Source organism: Desulfarculaceae bacterium (genome assembly GCA_020444545.1).
Lineage (GTDB): Bacteria > Desulfobacterota > Desulfarculia > Desulfarculales > Desulfarculaceae > Desulfoferula.
In genome coordinates this window covers 213,008-235,731 of the sequence record JAHLKT010000007.1, presented here as the reverse complement: position 1 = coordinate 235,731, position 22,724 = coordinate 213,008, and the positions used below count along the sequence as shown (strand labels likewise).

Sequence of the window (22,724 nt, the reverse complement as noted above, 5' to 3'; positions counted from 1 at the left end):
GAAGTAGCGCGGGTCGATCTCCACGTAGTCGTGCCAGTCCAGGCCCACGTAGCCGAAGGCCGCCTCCACGAAGTCCCGCACGCTGTGGGTCTCGCCGGTGGCCACCACGTAGTCGTCGGGCTCGTCCTGCTGGAGCATGAGCCACATGGCCTCCACGTAATCCCCGGCATAGCCCCAGTCGCGCATGGCGTCCATGTTGCCCAGGTAGAGCTTCTTTTGCAGGCCCTTTTTGATGCGGGCCACCGCCCGGGAGATCTTGCGGGTCACGAAGGTCTCGCCCCGCTTGGGCGACTCGTGGTTGAACAGGATGCCGTTGGAAGCGTGGAAGCCGTAGGACTCGCGGTAGTTGATGGTCATCCAGTAGGCGAAGACCTTGCCCACCGAGTAGGGGCTGCGCGGGTGGAAGGGCGTCTCTTCGTTTTGCACCGCGTTTTCGGTGAGCCCGAACATCTCGCTGGAGCTGGCCTGATAGTAGCGCGCGTCGATATTCAGCTGGCGCATGCCCTCCAAGAGCCTGAGCGCGCCCATGGCCACGGTGTCGCAGGTGTACTCGGGCACGTCGAAGCTCACCTTGACGTGGCTCTGGGCGCCCAGATTGTATACCTCGGTGGGCTGCACTTTCATCAGTATCTGGTTGATGCTCGAGGCGTCGGTCAAATCGCCGTAGACCAGGCGCAGATGGGCGCCCTCGGCCTGGGGCGGCTGATACAGATGATCGATGCGGCCGGTATTGAAGGAGCTGGAGCGGCGGATAATGCCCCAGACCTCGTAGCCCTTTGACAGCAGTAGCTCGGCCAGGTAGGCCCCGTCCTGACCGGTGATGCCGGTCACCAGTGCGCGTTTGTCCATGATTCCTCTCGCCTAGGATGATCGTGGCCCCGCTGGAGCCGTGGACCTTCATTCTAGGGCATGACTCCCCGCCTGGCAACGCTGAACGGCCATAAGGGCTTGATGTGGGCAGCGAATGCGGCGCGCGGCTCAAACAATATCGGTGCGGAGATTGATGCCGTAGTCTTTAATCCGCTTCCACACCGTAACCCGGCTCACGCCCAGGACGCGGGCGGCCTGGGACTGGTTGCCCCCGCACTGGCGCAGCACCTCCACCAGGCGCGAGCGCTCCAGGGCCGGACGGCCCCGGCGGCCCGGCGCGGCGGGCTCGGACCCGGCGATGCGCGGGGGCAGGTGCTCGGCCCCGATCAGCCCGCCGGGGCAGAGCACGAAGGCGAACTCCAGGGCGTTGATCAGTTCGCGCACGTTGCCCGGCCAGGAGTAGGCCAACAGCCGCTCCATGGCCTTGGGGGTGAGGCCGGTGATAGGCTTGCCGCCCTTGAGGGCGATGCGCCGGATCACCTGGGTGGCGATGAGGGGGATGTCCTCCAGGCGGCGGCGCAGGGGCGGCACGGCCAGGGGCACCACGTTGATGCGGTAGAACAGGTCCTCGCGGAACTCGCCGGCCCCGATGAGCCCCTCCAGGTCCTGGTTGGTGGCGGTGATGATGCGCACGTCCACCTCGATGGGCTGGTGGTCGCCCACCCGCTCCACCTCGCGGTTCTCCAGCACGCGCAGGAGCTTCACCTGCGTGGCCAGGGGCACGTCGCCGATCTCGTCCAAAAAGATGTCGCCCCCGTGGGCCGCCTCGAAGCGCCCCACCCGGGTGCGCTCGGCCCCGGTGAAGGCGCCGCGCACGTGGCCGAAGAGCTCGCTCTCCAAAAGGCTCTGGTTCAGGGCCGCGCAGTTCACCTTGATGAAGGGCCGGTCGCGGCGGGGGCCCAGCTGGTGGATGGCCCGAGCCACCAGCTCCTTGCCGGTGCCGCTCTCGCCCTGGATGAGTACCGGGGCCTCGCTGGCGGCCACGTTTTCCACCAGGTCCAACAGGCGCTGCATGGGCTCGGAGCGGCCCAGGATGCCATAGCGGCCGTCGGGCTGGCCCTCCAGGCTGCGCCGGAGGTCGGTGAGCTCCTGCTCCTTCTTGGCCAGCTCGCTCACGTCGATGAGCGTCTCCACCGCGCCGATGACTTCGCCCACCTGATCCTTGAGCACCGAGGCCCGCTTGATCACCTGCACCCGGCTGCCGTCCTTGTGGGTGATGGTGCAGCGCTTGGCCCTCACCTCGCCGTCCAAGAATAGCTGACACCAGTCCGCGCCCGAGCCGGTGCCCACGATGTTGCAGCCGGTGCAGCCCAACATGCGGCAGCTCCGGCCCAGCATCTCACTCTGCCCGTAGCCGGTCAGATCCTCGGCGGCGGGGTTCACCGCCATGATGAAGCCGCGGTCGTCCACCACCAGCAGGCCGTCCTGCATGGTGTCCATCACCGTTTTCCAATGACTGGTCAGATCCATCTTAGCCGCCGCATGTTAACTGCCGGGGGTTAAACAATACCTTAACGCTTAACAGGTGCGCCGCGAAACCACCCGGAGTATTGCCCCGCCAAAACAATGTGTTAGCAGACCAAGCCCTTCGCGGCCCCTGGGCCCCAAAAACAATCTCCAGGTTTATTAAGCAAAGGCCCTGCCAACTTGCCGCCGGGCGGGGGCAACGAGTGTAAAACCCACTGCTCCCTTGGACTTAAACAGCCTCCCTTGCAAGCAACGCAAATAGCGCCTGTTTTCCAAACCCCACCGGGCATATGCCGTATAACCTTAACACCTGTAACTTAAATTAACATATTGCGCGTTCGTGAAGACTTTACAGGCGGGGGTTCATTGGGGCAACCGATTGAATTAAAATGAATATAGAGGAGCCGTCCATAGTGGCACAAGTGTTGCTCTTTAATTGAGGCACAAACCAGAAAGCCGGCGCCCGCCCATGCAGGGGCGCGCGCTGCGGATAAACAGGCCCGAGGCGGGAAGGTTCCGCCCGGCCGCGACCGGTTTGATTTATCAACGGAGGATATTAATGCGAAAGGCGATTATTAAGGCCACCGGCCTGCTGGGCCTGGCCCTGGCCGCCCTGGCGGTCATGGGCCTGAGCGCCCCGCCGGCCTCGGCCAAGGTCATTGCGGCCAAAAAGTGCCTTAAATGCCACGGCGAGCTCAAGGAGATGCCCAACGTGGTGGCCGGCGACTTCCAGAGCCGTTCCAACAAGGCCAAGTCCATCTCGGTCATGGTGGCCCCGGGCAAGAACGTCATCCTCAAGTTCACCCCCCAGACCACGGTAACCAACGTCCCCAGCATCAAGAAGCTCAAGAAGCCCATTCCGGTGCAGGTGAGCTACGTGAAGCAGGGCTCGGACCTGGTGGCCACGGCCATCGTGGCCAAGCCCAAGATCAAGGTGCCCGACAAGCAGATCATCGGGGTGAAGGAACTGGCCGCGCTGGTGGCCAAAGGCCCCAAGAAGGGCGGCTACACCCTGGTCGACTCGCGCCCGCCCATCCGCTACAACGAGGGCCACATCCCCGGCGCGGTCATGATGCCCTTCCCCAAGATGCCCGAGATGATGGGCAAGCTGCCCAAGGACAAGAACGCCCTGGTCATCTTCTATTGCCAAGGCTTCAGATGAGTGCTCTCTCCCATGGCCGCCAGGTTGGCGGAAAAGAAGGGCTACACCAACGTCAAGGTCTTCCACGCCGGGCTCCCCGCCTGGAAAAAGGCGGGCCTGCCGGTGGTGGCCACCAGTGATTTCGTGAAGAAGCGTTTGGGCTACATCGTGGTCATCGACACCCGTGGGGTCGAGGCCGCCAAGAAGGGTCACATCCAGGGCGCGGTGGCCATCCCCGCGAACCGGGTCATCGCCGAGCGCGAGCAGTTCCCCCTGGACCGCAAGGCCTACATCGTCCTGTATTCCGACGACACCAACATGGCCGAGCTGGGCAAGCTGGCCAAGGAGATCGGCTCCTGGGGCTACGGCAACGTGGCCATCCTGCAGGGCGGGTTCAAGGGCTGGCAAAAGGCCGGCGGGCCCACCCAGCGCGACATGGTGAGCACCAAGATCTTCTATCTCCCCCGCCCCCATCCGGGCGAGATCACCGGCGACGAGTTCATGAACATCGTGCGCAACAAGCCCAAGGGCAAGTTGATCCTGGACGTGCGCACCAAGGCCGAGGCCGCCAGCGGCATGTTGCCCGGCGCGGTGAACATCCCGGTGGACGAGCTGAGCGCGCGGGTGGGCGAGCTGCCCAAGGACAAGGAGATCGTCACCCATTGCCGCACCGGCCTGCGCGCGGAGATGGGCTACAACATCCTGCGCAACGCGGGCTACAACGCCCGGTTCCTCAACGACAAGGTGACCATCCTGCAACAGCAGGTGTTCTGCTGCTACAAGTAGCCTCTCACCCGGCTAGACGCGCGGCGGCCCTCCGGGGCCGCCGCTTTTTTTATTCCAGCTTGTCCAACACGCTGTAGCTCCGGATGAGCTTGCGCTCTCGGAGGAGTTCGGCCTCGTGGCGGGCGTCGGACTTTTTCTGGTAGGGACCCAGCATCACCCGCACCCAGTCGCCCCGCTTGGGCACGGTGCGCCACTCCATCCACACCGCCTGGTTCAGCCGCCGCCAGCGCTTCATCTCCTTGCTGGCCAGCTCCGGCGAACGGAAGGAGCCCACCAGGATGTAGTAGCCCGGGATGGCCGGGACCGGGGCGGGCAGCTTTTCGCGGACGGCCGGAGCCGGAGCCGGGGCTTCGGGCGCGGGGCGGGGCTTGCGCAAAACGGCGGTCACCGCCGGGCCCTGCCGGGCCGGGGCCGGGGCGGCGGCGAGCGGAAGGGGCTTGGGCCGGTCCGGAGGGGCGGCAGTGGGGGCGGCGGCTTCGGCCGGGGCCAGGGGCTCGTCCTCCTCCTGGTCCTCGGGGCTGGCGGTCTCCATGGCCTCCAGCTGGCCGAAGAGCAGCACGTCCTCGCCCACCGGCTCCAAACGGCCTTGGTACTCCTCGCTGTCCCACAGGGGCGGAGGCGGCCCATCGTCGTCCTGGGTAGCGGCCTGCTCCTGAGCCGGGGCCTGCTCCTGGGCCGGAGGCTGCTCCTGGGCCGGAGGCTGCTCTTGGCCGGGCTGGGCCTGCTCCCGCGCGGCCGGGGGCTGTTCAGGTTCCGGGGGCGCGGGAGCAGCGGCCTCGGGCCGTCCTTCCTCGGGGCCTACGGTTTGCTCCGGGGGCGCTGGCGGCGGGGCGGCTTCCGGGGCCGGGGCCGCGGATGGCGGCGGCGCGGTCCAGAGGGGCGTCAGGGGCTCGCTCAGGAGCGGCTCGGCCGGGGCCACGGCGGGCGCGGCGGCCTCCGGGGTCTTGGCTGGGGCGGGGGCCGGCGTGGCGGAGCGCCAGGTGCGCAGCAGGGGCTCCTGGCCCGGCGGGGCGCTGGGCGCGCCCAGGGGGTTGGGGGCCGGGGCCGGGAGGGCCGCCTTGGGCGCGGGCGCGGGGGCCGGGATTTTGAAGGGAGGCAGGCCGCCCTTGCGCCCGGCCAGGCGGGCCACCGCCTCGGGGGGAAGCTCCAAAAGGGCCTCGGCCAGGTCCTGGCGGTTGCCCTCCTGGCGCACCCCCAAATGGTTGGCCCGGTAGAGGCTCACCACCGCGTCGCCGTAATCTCCCCGCGCCTTTTGGATGCGCCCCAGGGTGTCCCAGAAGTGGCCGTTGTCCGGCTCCATCTTGAGCGCCTGGCCCATAAGCTCCATGGCCAGGTCCAGGTTTTCCTTCTCGTGCAGCAGGGCCCAGGCCAGGTTGTGCATGAGCAGGGGGCTGGCCGGGGCCAGCTCCAGGGCCTTGCGGTAGTCGGCCACCGCCTCCTGGCCGCGCCCCAGGCGGATGAGCAGGGTGGCGCGGCCGTTGAGCAGGGAGGGGCTTTCCGGCGATATGGCCAGGGCCTTGTCCAGGGCCTCCAGGGCGGCCTGGTCCTCGCCCTGGGCGCCCAGGCATTCGGACAGGGCCTGCCACACCGTGGCCGAGTCGGGGTGCAGCTCCAGGTGCTTCTTGAGCGCCGCCGCCGCCTCGGCGTATTTCTTCTGGGCGAACAGCTCCTTGCCTTCGCGCCAGTAGCGGTCCGTGGTGCGCATGGCCAGGGCCTGGCCCTGGGCGTAGTCAAAGGGCGGCGACACCTGGCCCACGCTCAGGCGATCCACCTGGGTCAGCAGCTCGGGGTCCAGCTCGGCCGGGGCCATGCAGGTGGCGTTGAGCCGCGAGGCGCCCTTGAGCCCTTCCTCGGACACCGCCTTGGCCGCCGGGGGGAAACGCTCGCCCCGGGCCACGCGGTCTTGCACCTCGCCGATGCGCGAGGGGTCGCGGGTCCAGAAAAGGTAGAGGCACACCGGCTCGGGCTGGGGGGCCTGGGCCACGGCCTCGGACGCGGCGGATTGGGCGGAGGCGGCGGGCTCCTCCACCGGCGCGGCCTTTTTGCCGCCGCAGCCCGCCGCCAGCAGCGCGGACAGGAGCATCAACAGGAGCGGTCCCGCCAGGTACTTGGGCATGAGCGTCTCTCCCGGAGGCATGGGGACAAGCGTCGTTTGATTATGCCATAAATGCCCGCCCTGCCCCAGACGGGGAAGCCCCCTCCGGCGGGACGCGGCCCCTGGGCTCTAAAAAAAATTCGCCCTTCCGGTCACAACCGCCGCTCCCCGCACTCTATATAATCAGAGGGGAGAAACGCCATGGCCCGAGCCAGAACGCCATCCATCGATCAACGGGAGCTCACTCGCATCGCAATGTGGTTGTGGAACCGCGACGCCCGCTGGCAACCTTGGCCGCCCCTGCGGGTGCTGTCCGGCGGCCGCGCCGCCTCCGGGCGGAAGCGGTCCGGGCCGGGCCGCGCCATGATCCTGGCCGGCATCCCCCGCTGGCGGGAGCTGGGCACCGAGGCCTGGCTGGCCGAGGAGCGCCGGCGCCATGCCTGCCCCCACTGCGGCGCCCAAGCCATGCGGGGAGCCACCCGCTGCGCCCAGTGTAGGCAGGAGCTGCCCGCCCCGGCAGGAGCCTGATCCCCAAGCGGTTGAGGACAAGCGCCTCCCGGTTGTGCCATAAATATATAGATGTGGCACCCAAGACGGAGGCGCTCCATGCACCGACCCGCCCGCCTGTTGATGGTGGCCGTTCTGCTCTTGCTGGCGGCGCTGCTCGCCTGCGCCCCGGCCTATGCCCCTCCCCCGCCCGGGGAACGGCCCGACCTGACCCCCGGCTCGGCCCTGTGGGACACCCCGGCCACCGCCGCCAGCCGCGCCTCGGGCGGCCTGACCCTGGAGCGCCCCTATCCCCGCGAGGGCAGGGCCTGGGTCTTCACCGGCAAGGCCCCGGCCGCCCTGGCCAGCAAGCCCCTGGCCCTCAAGCCCGGGAAGCGCTACGGCCTCAGCCTGTGGCTCAGGCGGCAGAGCTTCGTAAACGACCACTACCTTTGGCTGAACTTCCTGGGCCGGGAGCACCGCCTGGACGCGCACTGCGTGGTGGGCGGCTGGCAGAAGATCACGGTTACCGGCATCGCCCCGCCCGGCGGCCAAGGCAGCATCGTCATCCGCAACCACAGCGACAGCCGCCTGCTTTTGTCCCAGGCAGTGCTGGAGCCCCTGCCCCCGGCCCCGGCCCTTGCGCCCGCCCGGCCCCTGGCCAAGCCCGGCGCCTTCCCGGTGGGGGCCTATCTGAACCGGCAATCCCAACTGGCCCCGGCCAAGGCCTGCGGCCTGGACACCGTGGTGCTGGGGTCTTCCCTGGCCCAGCTTCCCGCCCTGCTGACCGAGGCCCGCGCCCTGGGTCTGGGGGTCATCCTCATCGTGCCGCCGGGCGGCACGGCCCTGGACAAGAAGATAAGCCTGCTGCGCGGCCTGGACCCAACCCTTTTGCCCGTGGCCTTCTATCCACAGGATGAGCCCGAGATCAGGTCCTTCCCGCTGAGCCGCCTGCTGGCCGCCCGCAAGGCGCTGGCCAAGGCCTTCCCCGCTATCCCGGTGGTCACGGCCCTGGTGCGGCCCGAGGCGGTGGCGCAGTACGCCCCGGCGTACGACGCGGTGTTCATGGACCAGTACCCCGTGCCCACCCAACCCCTGAACTGGCTGGCCGACAGCATCACCCAGGCGAGGGGCCTGGTGCGGCCCGGAGGACAGGTGTGGGGGGTGGTGCAGGCCTTCGGCGGCGGCGCCGAGGCCCCCAACGGCTGGAGCCGCCCTCCCCGTCCCGAGGAGATGAACGCCCTGGCCGCCTCGGCCCTCACCGCCGGGGCCGATGGCCTGCTGTTCTACAACTGGCGCCTGGGCGCGGCCGACCCCACCCTGGGCCCGGCCATCTGCCGCCTGGCCGGGCGGCTCCGGCGGCTGGGCCCCTGGCTGCCCCTGATCCCCGGCCTGCCCCCGGGCATGACCCTGAAGCATCTGGGCCGGGTGCGCTCCGACCCCGGCGGCGGCCCGGCGGTGCGCGCCGGATGGGGCCGCTGCTCCCGGGGGACCCTGATTCTGCTGGTCAACACCACCCCCCACACGGCCGAGGTGGCCCTGGGGCCGGTGGACGGACCGGCCCGCCGGCTCTGGCATAGCGGCGGGCTGGCTCCGGCCGGAGGCCAGCTCCGGGCCATGCTCCCCCCACGCGAGGCGCGGGCCTGGTTGCTGCCGGAAAATGGCAAGGATTAGCCCCGGCACGGGCCTGGTTTCCCGCCGGACGCATAGCCGGCGGCAATGCATCCCGTGCCTTTTCCCCGAAAAACCCCAATTCGCGGTTACTATTATATTCTTGTTAAACGCAACCATTAGAGCCTATAGTGGGGTGAGAGTTGTCAGTAAAATGCGCAGCTTATTGGCCGTGTCTCCCCGGAGCGGCGGCCAAGAAATAAAGCCGTTGCATTGAACGAAAGGCTTTGCGGCTCAGTGTTTCGCCAAACCTAACGCCCGACTAAATCCCTAGCCGAAAAGTGCCTTCGCTCTAAAGCATATGCATTAGCTCACAGGGAAAACAAACATGGGCCACATCCGGAAATGCCCCACCGGAATATCCGGTTTGGATGAAGTGTTACGAGGCGGTTTTCCCGCCGGCAAAACCACCCTGGCCATCGGAGGCCCCGGCTGCGGCAAGACCATCTTGGCCGCGAGGTTTTTGGGTCATGGCGCGGTGGACCACGATGAGCCAGGCGTCTTCGTATCCTTTGAAGAAACCAAAGAAGACCTGACCGGCAACCTCTCCGGACTCAGACTGGGACTCAACCGGGCCCTGGGCGAAAACAAGCTGAGCATAGAGCACGTACCCATTGCCGGATCGCGTATCACCCAGGCGGGCGATTACACCCTGGACGGTTTTTTGGCGATGTTGGAGAGGTGGCTTTCCGATATCAAGGCCAAGCGCCTGGTCCTGGACAACCTCAATTCTCTTCTGGCGCAATACAAGAATTCTCAAAACCTCCGTTACGAGCTCGCCCGGGTTATCGCGTGGACAAAGCAACAGGGCATCACCACGGTCATAACCAGCGAACTGCATGACATGTCCCACCACCGGTTCACCATGGAGGAGTTCGCCACCGACTGCGTGATCCTGCTGGACCACCGGGTGCAAGGCCAGGTGTCCAAACGCCGGATGCGGGTGGTCAAGTGCCGCGGCTCGGCGCACAGCGCGGACGAGTTCCCCTTCCTCATCAGCCCGGACGGCCTTTCCGTACTGCCCATAACCTCGATCAGCCTCGACTTCCCTTCCTCCAACGAGTTCGTCTCCACCGGGGTCGCGGGGCTGGACCAGATGCTCGACGGCAAGGGCTTCTACCGGGGGAGCACGGTGATGATCTCGGGCGTGGCCGGGACCGGCAAGTCCACCCTGGCCGCCCGCATAGCCGAAAAAACCTGCGCGGCAGGCGGCCGCTGCCTGTACCTGCCCTTCGAGGAAGCCAGCAGCCAGATCGTGCGCAACATGGCTTCGGTGGGCATCGACCTGGGCCGTTGGATTGAAAACGGCTCCTTGCTCACGGAGCCCATGCGCCCCACCAACTTCGGCCTCGAGGAGCATCTGCTCCGGATTCACCGCCTGGTGGACGAGTTCAAGCCCGACACCGTGGTCATGGACCCCATAACCAGCTTCCTGCCCATCGGCAGCGAGTGGGATATCCGCTCCATGCTCACCAGGCTCATCGACTTCTTCAAGATGCAGGGTATCAATACCCTGATGACCTGCCTCGTCCCGGGAGAGTACAGCCCCGAACAATCCATGACCGAGGTCTCTTCCATCGTGGACACCTGGGTGGTGATCAACTATCACCGCCAATCCGGCGAGCGCAAAAGATACATTTACGTGCACAAGGCCAGGGGGATAGCGCACTCTCAAGGGGTCTGGGAGCTCCTGCTTTCGGGCAAGGGCCCGGAGGTGAAACCCGCGAAGTTGGAGTTTGGCGGAGCAATATGACCCGACAAGCCAGCCCTTACCAAGGGAGCTCCTCGCCGGAGTGGCAATTCACCCTCTACACCGCGGGAGCCAACGAGATCGCGCAGAAGGCGGAAAACGTCCTGCGCAGGCTATGCGAGCACTACGTGCCGGGCCGCTACAACATAACCATCGTCGACATTTTGGCAAAGCCGGCGCCCCCCATCCCGGCCGACCTCCTGGCCATCCCCGCCGTGGTGCGCAACTCCCCCGCCCCCGAAAGGCGGGTCATCGGCGATCTTTCCGAAGCCGCCAAGGCTGCAAACGGCCTGGGGCTAACCGACGAACTGCCGCTAGAGCCCATCTAGCCCACGCCCGCATTCCCCCAACAAGGCTTTTGTTTTGAGCGACTCGCAAAAGACCAAAGCGGAACTTATCAGCGCGTTGAACACGCTGCGCGGGAAACTAGCCGCCTTGGCGGGCAAAGAGCTCGAGTATCAGCTGAGCCTCGAGAGTATGCTCGGGGTAATCCACGACAGCGCCGACGGCATCCTGGTGCTCGACCCCGAGGGGACCGTCCTGCTGGCCAACCCGGCCGCCGAGGAGATACTCCAGCGCAGGGGCGAGGAGCTGGTGGGCAAGCGGTTCGGGGTGCCGGTTCACGGCCAGGACCACCCCATAGAGATCGACATGCTCACCCCGGACGGCCTCACCGTCCCGGTGGAGCTTTGGTCCCGCAATACCTTGTGGGAAGGCAGACCGGCCTTCCGCGCCTCGCTCAGGGACCTGAGCGAGAGGCGGGCGGCGGAAAAGGCCTTGCGCCAAAGCGAGGCCGCCCTGATAGAGGCCCAGGGGCTGGCCCGGGTGGGCTCCTGGCACTACGACGTGGCCAACGACACCGCCTTCTGGTCGGCGGAGATGTACCGCATCTTCGACCGCGACCCGGAACGGGAGCCTCCCTCCTGGGCGGATCACGCGGAGCACATTCATCCCGACGACTGGGAGCGCATCGACCGGATCGTGCAGGCGGCGGCGGAGCAGGGGCGCCCCTACCGCGAGGAGTTCCGCATCAGGCGGCGGGACGGGTCCATCACCTGGGCCGAGACCATCGGCCGCCCCCAAAAGGACCAGCACGGCGTCGTAACCAAAGTCAGCGGCACGGTCCAGGACATCAGCGAACGCAAACAGGCCGAGAAGGCCTTGGCCGAGAGCGAGCGGAAATACCGCCTGCTCTACACCAGCATCCGCGACGCCATCCTGGTGGCCGACACCGAGCGCAAGATCATCGACTGCAACCCCGAGTTCTCCGCCGCCTTCGGCTACAGCCTGGAGGAGATCAAGGGGAAGAAAACTTCGGTGGTTTATGACAGCGAGGCGGAGTTCGCCCGCATGGGCCGGGAGATGAAAAACCACCCCGGCCAGCCCTTTGTCATTACCGTAACCTACCGGCGCAAGAACGGAGAAGCCTTCCCCGGCGAGACCGGGGTTTATCACCTGACCAACGAAGCCGGCCAGGCGGAAGGCTTCATCGGGGTGATCCGCGACGTATCGGAAAAAACGGCGGCCGAGCAGGCGCTGCGCAACAGCCTGGAATCCTTGCAGCAGGCCGAGGAGATCGCCAACCTGGGCTATTTCGAGCGCAACTGGCAAACCGGCGAGGGCTATTGGTCCGAGGGATTCTTCCGGCTCCTGGGCATCGGCGGCGTAGGGGGCGCCTTTACTCACCAGGAATTTATGCATTTTTTGCATCCCGAGGATCTGGAGCGGGTGCGCGAGCATATCCAGACCACCATCGCCCAGCACCTGCCCATGAACGTCGAGTTCCGCATCGTCCGGCAAGACGGCGCGGTCCTGCACATAAGAGGCATCGGCCGCAACTTCTACTCCGAGAGCGGAGCGCCCCTGCTCACCAGGGGAACCTTCCAGGACATCACCGCCCCAAAGCAGGCCCAGGAAGCGCTGCTGAGCGAGCGCAACCGCTCCCAAAAGTATCTGGACACCGCCGGGGTGATCCTGCTGGCCCTGGACCCCGAGGGCCGCATCGAAATGATCAACCGGCGGGGCGCCGAGCTGCTGGGCCTCCCGGCGGAGGAGCTGGCGGGCCGCAACTGGATCGACAATTTCATCCCCGGGGAAATGCGCCCCCAGGTGCGGCAAATCCACCAAGACATTTGCACCGGAAAGTTGCAACAGCACATGCACGCGGAGTCGCCGGTGCTTACGGCCTCCGGCGAACGGCGCGAGGTGCGCTGGTTCAACACCGTGCTCAAGGACTCCCAGGGCAACATAACCGGCACCCTCAGCTCGGGCGAGGACTTCACGGAGAGGAAGGCGGCCCAAGAGGCCGTCAACCGGCTGGCCGCCATCGTGGAGTCCTCTCAGGACGCCATCATCGGCGTGGACCTGGAGGGCATCGTCACTTCCTGGAACCGGGCGGCCCAGCAGATCTACGGATACAGCGCCGAGGAGATCTTCGGCCAACAGATAAGGGTGCTGGTGCCCGAGGACCGGATGGACGAGATGCGCCAGGAGGTCCGCCGGGTGCGGCAAGGCAAATCCACCCGGGTCCATGAGACGGTCCGCCGTTGCAAGGACGGGAGCCTGGTGGACGTTTCCCTCTCGGTCTCGCCGGTGTTCGACGGCCAGGGCGAGGTTACCGGCGCTTCGATCATCGCCCATTCAATTGCCAGCATGATCAAGGACCGGGAGGAGCGGGAAAAGCTCGAGTCGCAGCTGCGCCAGTCCCAAAAAATGGAGGCCATCGGCACCCTGGCCGGGGGCATCGCCCACGATTTCAACAACATCCTGGCGGCGATCATGGGCTACAGCGAGCTGGCCCTGACCGAATTGCAGCAAGGCACCGAAACCGCCCAATACGTGCAAACCGTGATCGAGGCGGCCAAGCGGGCCAAGGACCTCACCTACCAGATACTGTCCTTCAGCCGGCAGAGCGAGCACAAAAAAGTCCTCATGAACCTGAAGCCTCTGGCCAAGGAAGTGATCAAGATGCTCCGGGCCACCCTGCCCGCCACCATCGAAATCAGGCAAAGCCTGGCCGCGGGCGACAGCAAGATACTGGCCGACCCGGTGCAGATCCATCAGATATTGATGAACCTGTGCACCAACGCCGCCCATGCCATGGCCGAGACCGGCGGGGTCTTGGGGGTGGACCTGGGGCTGGTCGAAATAGAGGAAGCGGACGCCAGCGGGTACATGGACATCGTGCCGGGCAAGTATCAACGCCTGAGCGTCAGCGACACCGGCGTGGGCATGAACAAGGAGGTGATGGAGCGCATCTTCGAGCCCTTCTTCACCACCAAGGAAGTCGGCAAGGGCACGGGCATGGGGCTCTCGGTGGCCCACGGCATCGTGAGCGAATACGGGGGCACCATCAGGGTCTACAGCGAGCCGGGGGAGGGCTCCACCTTCCATGTCTACCTGCCGCTGGAGGTTCAGGGCCACCAGGCGGACCAAGACCGGGAGCCGCCGGAAGCACTGCGCGGCGATGAGCGCGTAATCCTGGTCGACGACGAGGCGCCCCTGGTGGATATCGGCCAAACCGCCCTGACCCGCCTGGGCTACCGGGTGTGGGGCTTCACCTCTCCCGAGAAGGCCCTGGAGGCCTTCCGGGAGGCTCCCCATGAGTACGACCTGCTGATGACCGACTACACCATGCCCGGGATGACCGGGGCCGAGTTGGCCCAGGAGTTCAAGAAGATCAGACCCGAAATGCCCATCGTCATGTGCACCGGTTTTTCCGAGCGCCTCACCTCGGCCACCTCCCAGGAGGCCGGCGTGTCCCACCTGGCCATGAAACCTCTCATGCCCAAGGAGATGGGCCGCATAATCAGGGAAGTCCTGAGTAAGGACTGAACCGGGCCGCTTCGCTTCGATTAGGCAAATCCTTTTTCAGGTCCCCGTGGTTTGCATCGCGGGCAGGGAGCCCGGCCTCCCCGCCCGGACGGAGGCTTGCGCCGGGCCGCGCCCCCGGCAACCCCAAGGCCCGAAACTTGACACCAAACCACCAGAATGATATGTGTACTAAAGTTTTGTGATCTAAACAATTTTCGGCTGACGCCCATGCCGGGCGCCCCGAAACGCGGACGGGACCGGAATGCAGAGATGGCCATCGACGAACACATCTTGCGCTCCATCCGCCGCATAATCCGGGCCACCGACCTGCACAGCCGCCGCCTGGCCAGCGAGCACCGTCTGACCACGCCGCAGCTGTTGTGTCTGCGCCTGTTGGCCCAGGAAGGCCCACACACTCCCGGGGCCCTGGCCAAGGAGATGTTCCTGAGCCAGGCCACCATCACCGGAGTGCTGGACCGGCTGGAAAAACGCAGCCTGGTGGAGAGGCGGCGCGACCAAAGCGACCGCCGCAAGGTGAGCATCCATCTGACCCCCGGCGGCCGCGAGGCCGTGGGCCACGCGCCCCGCTCCCTGCACGAGCGCTTCGCCTCCCGTCTGGAGTCCCTGGGCCCGGCCGAGTTGGACGAGATCGACCGGGTGCTCTGCAAGGTGGTGGACATGATGGAGGCTGGGGAGGTGAATGCCGCCCCGGTCATTGCCGCCGATAAGGATCTGGGTGCGCCCCATGCCGCGCCCCCGGCCAAAGCAAACAAATAAACGGACTGAACCCGCGCACCTGATCATGCTGTTGCAAACATTCCCATACTCGCTATGCGCGACTAGCCGCCCGGGGGACAAGGTTTTCTGCGGCTGCCACTCCTGGCGTCACACCTGGCTCTGCCGCACCTATCTGATCAACGACTGATCTGAACACCCGCTCCCATGCGGCCCGCCCCGATCGGACCGCGGCTCGTATTTTTAATTCCCAGAGCAGGTGCCGGGCGCCTTTCAACCCATATTGCAAGGGGAGCCATGACCGAGAAAATCAGAGTCGAAGGGCTGTACAAGATCTTCGGGCCCAACCCCAAAGAGGGGCTGCGCTTATGCCGCGAGGGCCTCAGCAAAGAGGAAATTTTCGACCAGACCGGCCTCACCGTGGGCGTGCAGGACGCCAGTTTCAGCATCAACGAAGGCGAAATATTCGTGATCATGGGCCTGTCCGGCTCGGGCAAGTCCACCATCGTGCGCATGTTCAACCGGCTCATCGACCCCAGCGCCGGCCGGGTCATCGCCGACGGGGCGGACGTGACCGCCATGCGCCAGGAAGAGCTGGTGCATTTCCGCCTGCACAACATGTCCATGGTCTTCCAGTCCTTCGCCCTCATGCCCCATATGAGCGTGCTGGACAACGCCGCCTTCGGCCTGGAGCTGGCCGGAGTGGCCAAGGACCAGCGCCGCGCCCGGGCCAAGGAGGCCCTGGCCCAGGTGGGCCTGGCGGGGTGGGAGGACTCCTACCCCAAACAGCTGAGCGGCGGGATGCAGCAGCGGGTGGGCCTGGCCCGGGGCCTGGCCGTGGACCCGGCCATCCTGCTCATGGACGAGGCCTTCAGCGCCCTGGACCCCCTGATCCGCACCGAGATGCAGGACGAGCTGTTGAAGCTCCAGGAGAAGGACCAGCGCACCATCGTGTTCATCAGCCACGACCTTGACGAGGCGTTCCGTATCGGGGACCGCATCGCTATAATGGAAGGCGGCAAGGTGATCCAGGTGGGCTCGCCCGAGGAGATTTTGCAGCACCCGGCCAACGACTACGTGCGGGCCTTCTTCCGGGGCGTGGACCCCACCAACGTCATCTCGGTGGGAGACATCGTGCGCGACTCCTACCCCACCATCATCGTGACCAAGAAGGGCAGCCTGCGCGCCAGCCACGAGTACCTGAGCCAGCAGGAGCGCGATTTCGGCTACGTGCTCAACTCCGACCGCAAGTACCTGGGCACCGTGTCCACCGAATCCCTGGCCCGGGCCATCGAAAAGGGCAGCCCGGACGCTCCCCTGGAGCAGGCCTTCCTCAAGGATGCCGAGCCGGTGCTGATGGACGCCACCATGCAGGACGTGCTGCCCCTGGTGGCCTCCCATGAGTGGCCGGTGCCGGTGGTGGACGAAAACCACAAGTACAAGGGCGTGGTAACCAAGTACCGCTTCCTCAAGACCCTGCACCGCTCCGAGCAAGCGGCGGCCTGATAAAAGGAGGCGATCAAGATGTTTCAAGAAGCCGTAATACCCCTGGACGCCTGGGTCTCCCAGTTCGTGGACTGGCTGGTAAACAATTTCCGGGACTTCTTCCAGACCATCAAATGGCCTGTGGAGCAGGTTCTGCTGGGCTTCGACCAGGGTCTCAACGCCATACCCCCCTGGGTGGTGATAATCGTCCTGGCCCTGGTGGCCTGGCGTTTCTCGGGCCTGTGGCTGGCCGTGTTCACCGCAGCCAGCATGGTGTTCATCGGCCTGCTGGGCCTCTGGGCCGACACCATGACCACCCTGGCCATGGTGGTGTCCTCGGTCATCTTCTGCGCCGCGGTGGGTTTACCCCTGGGCATCCTGGCCGCGCGCAGCGACCGCTTCGACTCCTACCTCAGGCCCGTGCTGGACGCCATGCAGACCACCCCGGCCTTCGTCTACCTGGTGCCCATCGTCATGCTCTTTTCGGTGGGCAACGTGGCCGGCGTGTTGGCCACCATCATCTTCTCCCTGCCGCCCATCATCCGCCTGACCAACCTGGGCATCCGCCAGGTTCCCCGGGAGCTGGTGGAGGCGGGCCAGGCCTTTGGCGGCACCCGCTGGCAGATTCTGCGCAAGGTGCAGATCCCCATCGCCCTGCCCACCATCCTGGCCGGGCTCAACCAGACCATCATGATGTCGCTGTCCATGGTGGTGATCGCCGCGCTCATCGGGGCCGGCGGCCTGGGCGCTCCGGTGATCCTGGGGCTGAACACCCTGGACATCGGCCAGGCGGTCATCGGCGGCATCGGCATCGTTTTCATGGCCATGGTCCTGGACCGCATCACCCAATCCATGGCAAAAAAGGATCAACCCTAGAAACCAAAGACCGCAACGGCTCAACCGGACCGGCCGCCGGGCGCTTCGACACCGGGCGGCGAACCCACGAGGAGGAAAAATGCGATTCAGCAGAATGCTCTTGTTTGTGATCTTGGCTCTTTGCCTGCTGGCCCCCACGGCGGCCTCGGCCGCGGACCTGCCCGGCAAGGGCGTGACCGTGAAGCCGGCCCGCGCCACCTGGAACACCGGCTTCTTCCAGGAGGCCCTGGTGCGCCGGGCCCTGACCGAGCTGGGCTATGACATGAAAAAGCCCAAGGACCTGGCCAACCCCATTTTCTACAAGTCCGTCTCCCTGGGCGACGTGGACTACTGGACCAACGGCTGGTTCCCCATGCATGACCCCCAGATGCCCAAGGACTGGCAGAAGACCGTGGCCAAGGTGGGCTACGTGGTCAAGGCCGGCGGCTTGCAGGGCTACCTGGTTTCCAAGAAGGCAGCCGAGAAATTCAACATCAAGTCCCTGGACGACTTCAAGCGCCCCGAGGTGATCAAGGCCTTTGACGCCAACGGCGACGGCAAGGCCGACCTGACCGCCTGTCCTCCGGGCTGGGGCTGCGAAAAAGCCATCCGCTTCCACCTGGACACCTACAAGCTCAGGAAGTACATCAAGCCCATCAAGGCTGCCTACGCCGCGGGCATGGCCGCCGCCATGGGCCGCTACAAGAACGGCAAGCCCATCTTCTTCTATACCTGGACCCCCAACTGGACCGTGCACCTGCTCAAGCCTGGCGAGGACGTGGTCTGGATCAACGTGCCCAAGATCGTGCCCAGCAAGACCCAGGAGGCCTTCAAGGACCGCATGACCGCCACGGGCATCAAGGGCGCGGTCAGCGATCCCATCAAGCTGGGCTTCGTGGTCAGCGACATCCGCATAGTGGCCAACAAGAAGTTCCTGGCGGCCAACCCGGCGGCGGCAAAGTTCTTTGAGGTCTTCACCCTGCCCCTGAGCGACATCAACGCCCAGAACACCAGGATGAACAATGGCCAGAAGGCCCCAAAGGACATCGAGCGCCACGTGGACGAGTGGATCGCCAAAAACAAGGACAAGTGGAACAGCTGGCTGAGCGCGGCCCGTAAGGCGGCCAAGTAGGCGGCTGGCTCCACCCCCAAGACAACGGCGCATGGCTAGACCCGGCCCCGCAAGTGCGGGGCCGGGCACGCGCCCCGACCCAAAACCAAACCGGAAAGGAGAAATCCCTTCATCATGCGAAAATTGATAATCCCGCTTTGCCTCCTGCTGAGCCTGGCCTTGATGGCCGGGCCCGCCCTGGCGGCTTCGGTGTCCGACGAGGACGTGAAGATGCTGATCCAGGAGGTGAAGTCCTTGAAGGCCAAGGTGGCCGAGCTGGAGCAAAAGCTTCAGAAAAGCGATGCCAAGCAAAACAAGCTGGAAAAGTCGGTGAATGTGGCCGCCCAAAAGGTGACCGAGGCCGGCAAGAACGAGCCCAAGATCAAGGTGGGCGGCGCGCTCAGGTTCAATTACCGCAACTCCAGCTTCAACAACACCCAGAAGGCCAAGGTCGGCGACGGACTGTTCGATATCTTCCGTCTGGACGTCAATGGCGAGTACAACGACCTGCTCATCAGCGCGCAGTATCGCTGGTACTCCTACATGAACGTCATCCACCACGGCTGGGTGGGCTACAACTTCTCCGAGGCCAGCCAGGGCCAGTTGGGCGTCACCCAGGTGCCCATCGGTCTGCTGCCCTACGCCAGCCACAACTACTGGTTCGGCGTGCCCTACTACGTGGGCCTGGCCGACGACTACGACATGGGCCTCAAGTGGCTCTACAAGCCGGGCAACTGGGACCTGCAATTGGGTTTCTTCAAGAACGGCGAGTGGGGCAACGCGGGCAAGCTGGAGCGCTACTCCTTTGACGTGGTCACCGTGGGCGACCAGCAGAACGAGGAGACCAACACGGTCAACGCGCGCCTGGCCTACACCTTCACGCCCTGGAAGAACTCCAGCATCGAGGTGGGCGTCAGCGGTATGTTCGGCCAGCTCTACAACAACACCAGCGACGGCTTCGGCACCCGCTGGGCCGCCGGTCCTCACGTGCGGGCCAAGTTCGGCAACTTCGGCGTCGAGGCCGAGGCTCTGCGCTACGCCTTCAACCCGGACAACCCCGCCGGCGTGAGCGACGACACGGTGCTTCTGGGCGCCTTCGCCTCGTCCTACCAGATCGCCAGCGAGGCCACCGTGCTGGTGGGCAACCTGAGCTACGACGTTCCGGTCGCCTGGGGCCCGGTCACCGGCCTCCAGTTCTACAACGACTTCAGCGTGAGCATGAAGGAAAAGAGCGGCTGGGAAGACTCCTACATCAACACCCTTGGCTGCCTGATCTCCTCGGGCCCGATCTACACCTACGTGGACCTGGTCATGGGCAAGAACATGGTGTGGCTGGGCGGCTCCAGCAACGCCTTGGCCGAGGGCGACCCCGATGCGGATTGGACCGCGATGTTCAACATCAACGTGGGCTACTACTTCTAGCAGCCGCCACCCGCAAAAGCGACACGGCCGGGGCCTTGGGGCCCCGGCCTTCTTTTTGGCGGCCCGCCGGAGCCTGTGCGGCCCAAGCCCCTAAACCAAGCGGCCGCTCAAGCCGCGCCGTAGGACCGGTCGGCTTCCACCAGATAGGAGATGAAGGCCTGGGCGGCCGGGGAGAGAGTGGCCCCGCTCTTGACCGCCACCCCGCCCTGGGAAGACAAGCGGTTTCCCTTGACCTTCAGCTCGCGCAAGGCGCCGCTCTCGAACTCCTCGCGCAGCACGTAGCCGGTGGTCAGGCCGATGGCGTTGCTGTGAGCCACCACCCGCTTGGTGATGAAAAAGTTCTCGCACTCGATGGGCGGCCGGGCCACGGTCATCCCATGGGAGGCCTTTTGCACCACCAGCAGTTCATCCAGGAACGCGGTTATCCTCTGGGGCAGTTGCACGGTGGCAAAGGGAAAGGCGGCCAGCTCGGCCAGCTCCACCGGGGCCCGCGCCAGCAAGGGATGGTCCGGCCGGCAAAAGAAAACCCCCGACTGGGTGCTCAGGGGAATAGTCCTCAGCTCCTCGTAGCTGCTCAGGACGCTGATCTCGCCCACGTAGAGTTCCATGCCGCCGGCCAGGAACTTTTGGGACAATCCGGCCCATCCCCCGGTGCTTATGCGCACCTTTACCCGGGGGTGGTCGGCCACGAAGCGCCCCACCGCCGGGCCGGCCAGGCTGGCCACGTACACCGGCCCGAAGCCCACCCGCAAGGTGCCATTTTCCAGGCCGCTCATCATGCGGATTTCCTGCTCGGCTTCGTCCAATTGCCCAATAATTTTGGAAGCCTTGCCGAGATAGGCCTCCCCGTGGGGAGTGGGGGCCACCTCCGGCCGGCTGCGGTCGAACAGGGGCACCCCCAGCTCGCTCTCCAGCTTTAGGATGGCCCGCGACAAGGCGGATTGGGAGATGCCCAGGCTGCGGGCGGCCGCGGTGAAACTGCGGTGCTCGTTGAGGGCCAGGGCGTAAGTAATGGCTTTCAAACTAGTCATGCAAAAATTACATCCATATGAGGATTTTTATGCATTATTAAACGGCCACTTGCTACAACACAACGGTTAAATTGACTTTTCCCGATATATCGCCGCTTGGCCCTTTTTAGGCCCTGTTGTTTCGCGAAGCGATCCGCCCCTAAACTGTATCAATAGACTAGGGACTCGCGGGGGGAATGCCCGGCCGGAACGGTGCGCGGGGTTCGCGCGCCAGGCCAGGCGGCTTCGATGATTTGCCGCAAAACCGCCAGGACACATACGGAGGTCAAAAAACCATGCGCATATTCACTAAGCATCTTCATCTATGGCTGGCCGTTTTGGCCTTGGCCCTGGTCATGGCCGCGGCGCCGGCTTTGGCCGCCGGCCAGAAACCCAACATCCTGCTCATCGTCTCCGACGACACCGGCTACGGCGACCTGGGCGTATACGGCGGCGGCGAGGGGCGGGGCATGCCCACTCCCAACCTGGACCGCATGGCCGACCAGGGCATGACCTTCTTCTCCTTCTACGCCCAGCCCAGCTGCACCCCGGGCCGCGCGGCCATGCAGACCGGCCGCATCCCCAACCGCAGCGGCATGACCACCGTGGCCTTCCAGGGCCAGGGCGGCGGCCTGCCCGCGGCGGAGTGGACTCTGGCCTCGGTGCTCAAAAAGGCCGGCTACCAGACCTACTTCACCGGCAAGTGGCACCTGGGCGAATCGGACTACGCCCTGCCCAACGCCCAGGGCTACGATGAGATGAAGTACTGCTTCCTTTATCACCTAAACGCCTACACCTATGCCGACCCCAACTGGTTCCCGGACATGGACCCCAAGCTCAGGAAGATGTTCGCCAAGGTGACCAAGGGCTCGCTCTCGGGCAAGGCCGGCGAAAAGGCCAAGCAGGACTGGAAGGTCAACGGCGAGTACGTCAACACCCCGGAAAAGGGCGTGGTGGGCATCCCCTTCCTGGACGACTACGTGGAAAAGGCCGGGATCGAGTTTTTGGAAAAGGCGGCCAAGTCGGGTAAGCCCTTCTTCATCAACGTGAACTTCATGAAGGTGCACCAGCCCAACCTGCCCGCACCCCAGTTCAAGCACAAGTCGCTGTCCAAGACCAAGTACGCCGACTCCATCGTGGAGTTGGACGCCCACATCGGCGCGCTGCTGAACAAGCTCAAGGCCCTGGGCCTGGACAAGAACACCCTGGTCTTCTGGACCACGGACAACGGCGCCTGGCAGGACGTGTATCCCGACGCGGGCTACACCCCCTTCCGGGGCACCAAGGGCACCGTGCGCGAGGGCGGCAACCGGGTTCCGGCCATCGCGCTGATGCCCGGCAAGATCAAGGCCGGGGTGCGCAACTACGACATCCTGGGCGGCCTGGACTTCATGGCCACCTTTGCCAGCATCGCGGGTATCGAGCTGCCCAAGAAGGACCGCGAAGGCCAGCCCATCTACTTCGACAGCTACGACATGACCCCGGTGCTCTTCGGCACCGGCAAGAGCAAGCGCACCAACTGGTTCTACTTCACCGAAGACGAGCTGAGCCCCGGCGCGGTGCGCGCGGGCCACTACAAGGCCGTGTTCAACCTGCGCGGCGACGACGGGCAGCCCACCGGCGGCCTGGCCGTGGACACCAACCTGGGCTGGAAGGGCGCCAAAAAGTACGTGGCCACCGTGCCCCAGGTCTTCGACCTGTGGCAGGACCCCCAGGAGCGATACGACCTCTTCATGACCAACTGGACCGAACGCACCTGGACCATGGTCACCTTCAACGAAGTCGTCACTCAGCTTATGAAGACCTACGTCAAGTATCCGCCTCGCAAGCTGCAAAGCGAGACTTACACAGGGCCCATAACCATCAGCAAGTACCAGCGCTACAAGTGGGTCCGCGATGCGCTGCGCAAGGAAGGCATCAGCCTGCCCATGCCCACGGGCAACTAAGCGGCTAGCCGCAGTCAAAGAAAACCGTAAGAGCGCCCCCCTTCGCGGGGGCGCTCTTATTAATGTCCAACGCGGTTACGG

17 protein-coding genes are annotated in these 22,724 nt (G+C 65.3%); 13 read left to right on the top strand and 4 right to left on the bottom strand.

Annotated elements, in window-relative coordinates; genetic code table 11:
• Positions 1 to 849: GDP-mannose 4,6-dehydratase (gmd, locus tag KQH53_18760; protein ID MCB2228725.1), on the bottom strand; the 849-nt coding region annotated here is incomplete at its 3' end.
• 129 nt (positions 850 to 978) lie between these two features.
• Positions 979 to 2,340: a sigma 54-interacting transcriptional regulator gene (locus KQH53_18755; GenBank protein ID MCB2228724.1), complete on the bottom strand. Its 1,362-nt coding sequence runs from the start codon at positions 2,338 to 2,340 to the stop codon at positions 979 to 981.
• A gap of 556 nt (positions 2,341 to 2,896) precedes the next feature.
• Here KQH53_18755 and KQH53_18750 point away from each other — a divergent pair.
• Positions 2,897 to 3,499 carry a rhodanese-like domain-containing protein gene (locus KQH53_18750; protein ID MCB2228723.1) on the top strand — a complete coding sequence of 201 codons (603 nt, stop codon included), beginning with the start codon at positions 2,897 to 2,899 and terminating at the stop codon, positions 3,497 to 3,499.
• Between the two features lie 12 nt (positions 3,500 to 3,511).
• Positions 3,512 to 4,264, top strand: coding sequence for a hypothetical protein (locus tag KQH53_18745; protein ID MCB2228722.1), 753 nt, complete (start codon positions 3,512 to 3,514; stop codon positions 4,262 to 4,264).
• 49 nt (positions 4,265 to 4,313) lie between these two features.
• Here the strand turns inward: KQH53_18745 and KQH53_18740 are convergent, their stop codons facing one another.
• The gene (locus KQH53_18740; GenBank protein ID MCB2228721.1) at positions 4,314 to 6,380 is read right to left on the bottom strand and encodes a tetratricopeptide repeat protein; all 2,067 of its coding nucleotides are present in this window, start codon (positions 6,378 to 6,380) and stop codon (positions 4,314 to 4,316) included.
• A 180-nt stretch (positions 6,381 to 6,560) separates the two neighbouring features.
• On the opposite strand from KQH53_18740, the gene KQH53_18735 reads away from it, so the two are divergent.
• The 10 genes from KQH53_18735 (at position 6,561) to KQH53_18690 (ending at position 19,687) form a co-directional block, all read left to right on the top strand.
• Positions 6,561 to 6,887 carry a hypothetical protein gene (locus KQH53_18735; GenBank protein MCB2228720.1) on the top strand — a complete coding sequence of 109 codons (327 nt, stop codon included), beginning with the start codon at positions 6,561 to 6,563 and terminating at the stop codon, positions 6,885 to 6,887.
• A 78-nt stretch (positions 6,888 to 6,965) separates the two neighbouring features.
• Positions 6,966 to 8,519, top strand: coding sequence for a hypothetical protein (locus KQH53_18730; protein MCB2228719.1), 1,554 nt, complete (start codon positions 6,966 to 6,968; stop codon positions 8,517 to 8,519).
• Positions 8,520 to 8,883: 364 nt separating this feature from the next.
• Positions 8,884 to 10,269, top strand: coding sequence for a circadian clock protein KaiC (gene kaiC / locus KQH53_18725; protein ID MCB2228718.1), 1,386 nt, complete (start codon positions 8,884 to 8,886; stop codon positions 10,267 to 10,269).
• Positions 10,266 to 10,595: a hypothetical protein gene (locus tag KQH53_18720; protein MCB2228717.1), complete on the top strand. Its 330-nt coding sequence runs from the start codon at positions 10,266 to 10,268 to the stop codon at positions 10,593 to 10,595. The genes kaiC and KQH53_18720 overlap by 4 nt, the downstream gene beginning before the upstream one ends.
• 106 nt (positions 10,596 to 10,701) lie before the next feature.
• On the top strand, positions 10,702 to 14,100 hold the full coding sequence (locus tag KQH53_18715) for a PAS domain S-box protein (protein ID MCB2228716.1): 3,399 nt from the start codon (positions 10,702 to 10,704) through the stop codon (positions 14,098 to 14,100).
• A gap of 249 nt (positions 14,101 to 14,349) precedes the next feature.
• Entirely contained in the window at positions 14,350 to 14,856 is a 507-nt protein-coding gene (locus KQH53_18710; GenBank protein ID MCB2228715.1) for a MarR family transcriptional regulator, read from the top strand.
• Between the two features lie 255 nt (positions 14,857 to 15,111).
• Positions 15,112 to 16,320, top strand: a complete 1,209-nt coding sequence (gene proV, locus KQH53_18705) for a glycine betaine/L-proline ABC transporter ATP-binding protein ProV (GenBank protein MCB2228714.1) — start codon at positions 15,112 to 15,114, stop codon at positions 16,318 to 16,320.
• An 18-nt stretch (positions 16,321 to 16,338) separates the two neighbouring features.
• Positions 16,339 to 17,175: a proline/glycine betaine ABC transporter permease gene (locus KQH53_18700; GenBank protein ID MCB2228713.1), complete on the top strand. Its 837-nt coding sequence runs from the start codon at positions 16,339 to 16,341 to the stop codon at positions 17,173 to 17,175.
• 79 nt (positions 17,176 to 17,254) lie between these two features.
• A complete protein-coding gene (gene proX / locus KQH53_18695) occupies positions 17,255 to 18,286 on the top strand; it encodes a glycine betaine/L-proline ABC transporter substrate-binding protein ProX (GenBank protein MCB2228712.1) in 1,032 nt (343 codons plus the stop codon).
• Between the two features lie 114 nt (positions 18,287 to 18,400).
• Positions 18,401 to 19,687 carry a hypothetical protein gene (locus tag KQH53_18690; protein ID MCB2228711.1) on the top strand — a complete coding sequence of 429 codons (1,287 nt, stop codon included), beginning with the start codon at positions 18,401 to 18,403 and terminating at the stop codon, positions 19,685 to 19,687.
• A gap of 107 nt (positions 19,688 to 19,794) precedes the next feature.
• Here KQH53_18690 and KQH53_18685 read toward each other — a convergent pair whose 3' ends face one another.
• Positions 19,795 to 20,718, bottom strand: coding sequence for a LysR family transcriptional regulator (locus KQH53_18685; GenBank protein ID MCB2228710.1), 924 nt, complete (start codon positions 20,716 to 20,718; stop codon positions 19,795 to 19,797).
• Positions 20,719 to 20,993: 275 nt separating this feature from the next.
• Here KQH53_18685 and KQH53_18680 point away from each other — a divergent pair, with 275 nt between their 5' ends.
• Positions 20,994 to 22,643 (top strand): arylsulfatase, encoded by a 1,650-nt coding sequence (locus tag KQH53_18680; protein ID MCB2228709.1) that lies wholly within the window; start codon positions 20,994 to 20,996, stop codon positions 22,641 to 22,643.
• The last annotated feature ends 81 nt before the right edge of the window (positions 22,644 to 22,724 follow it).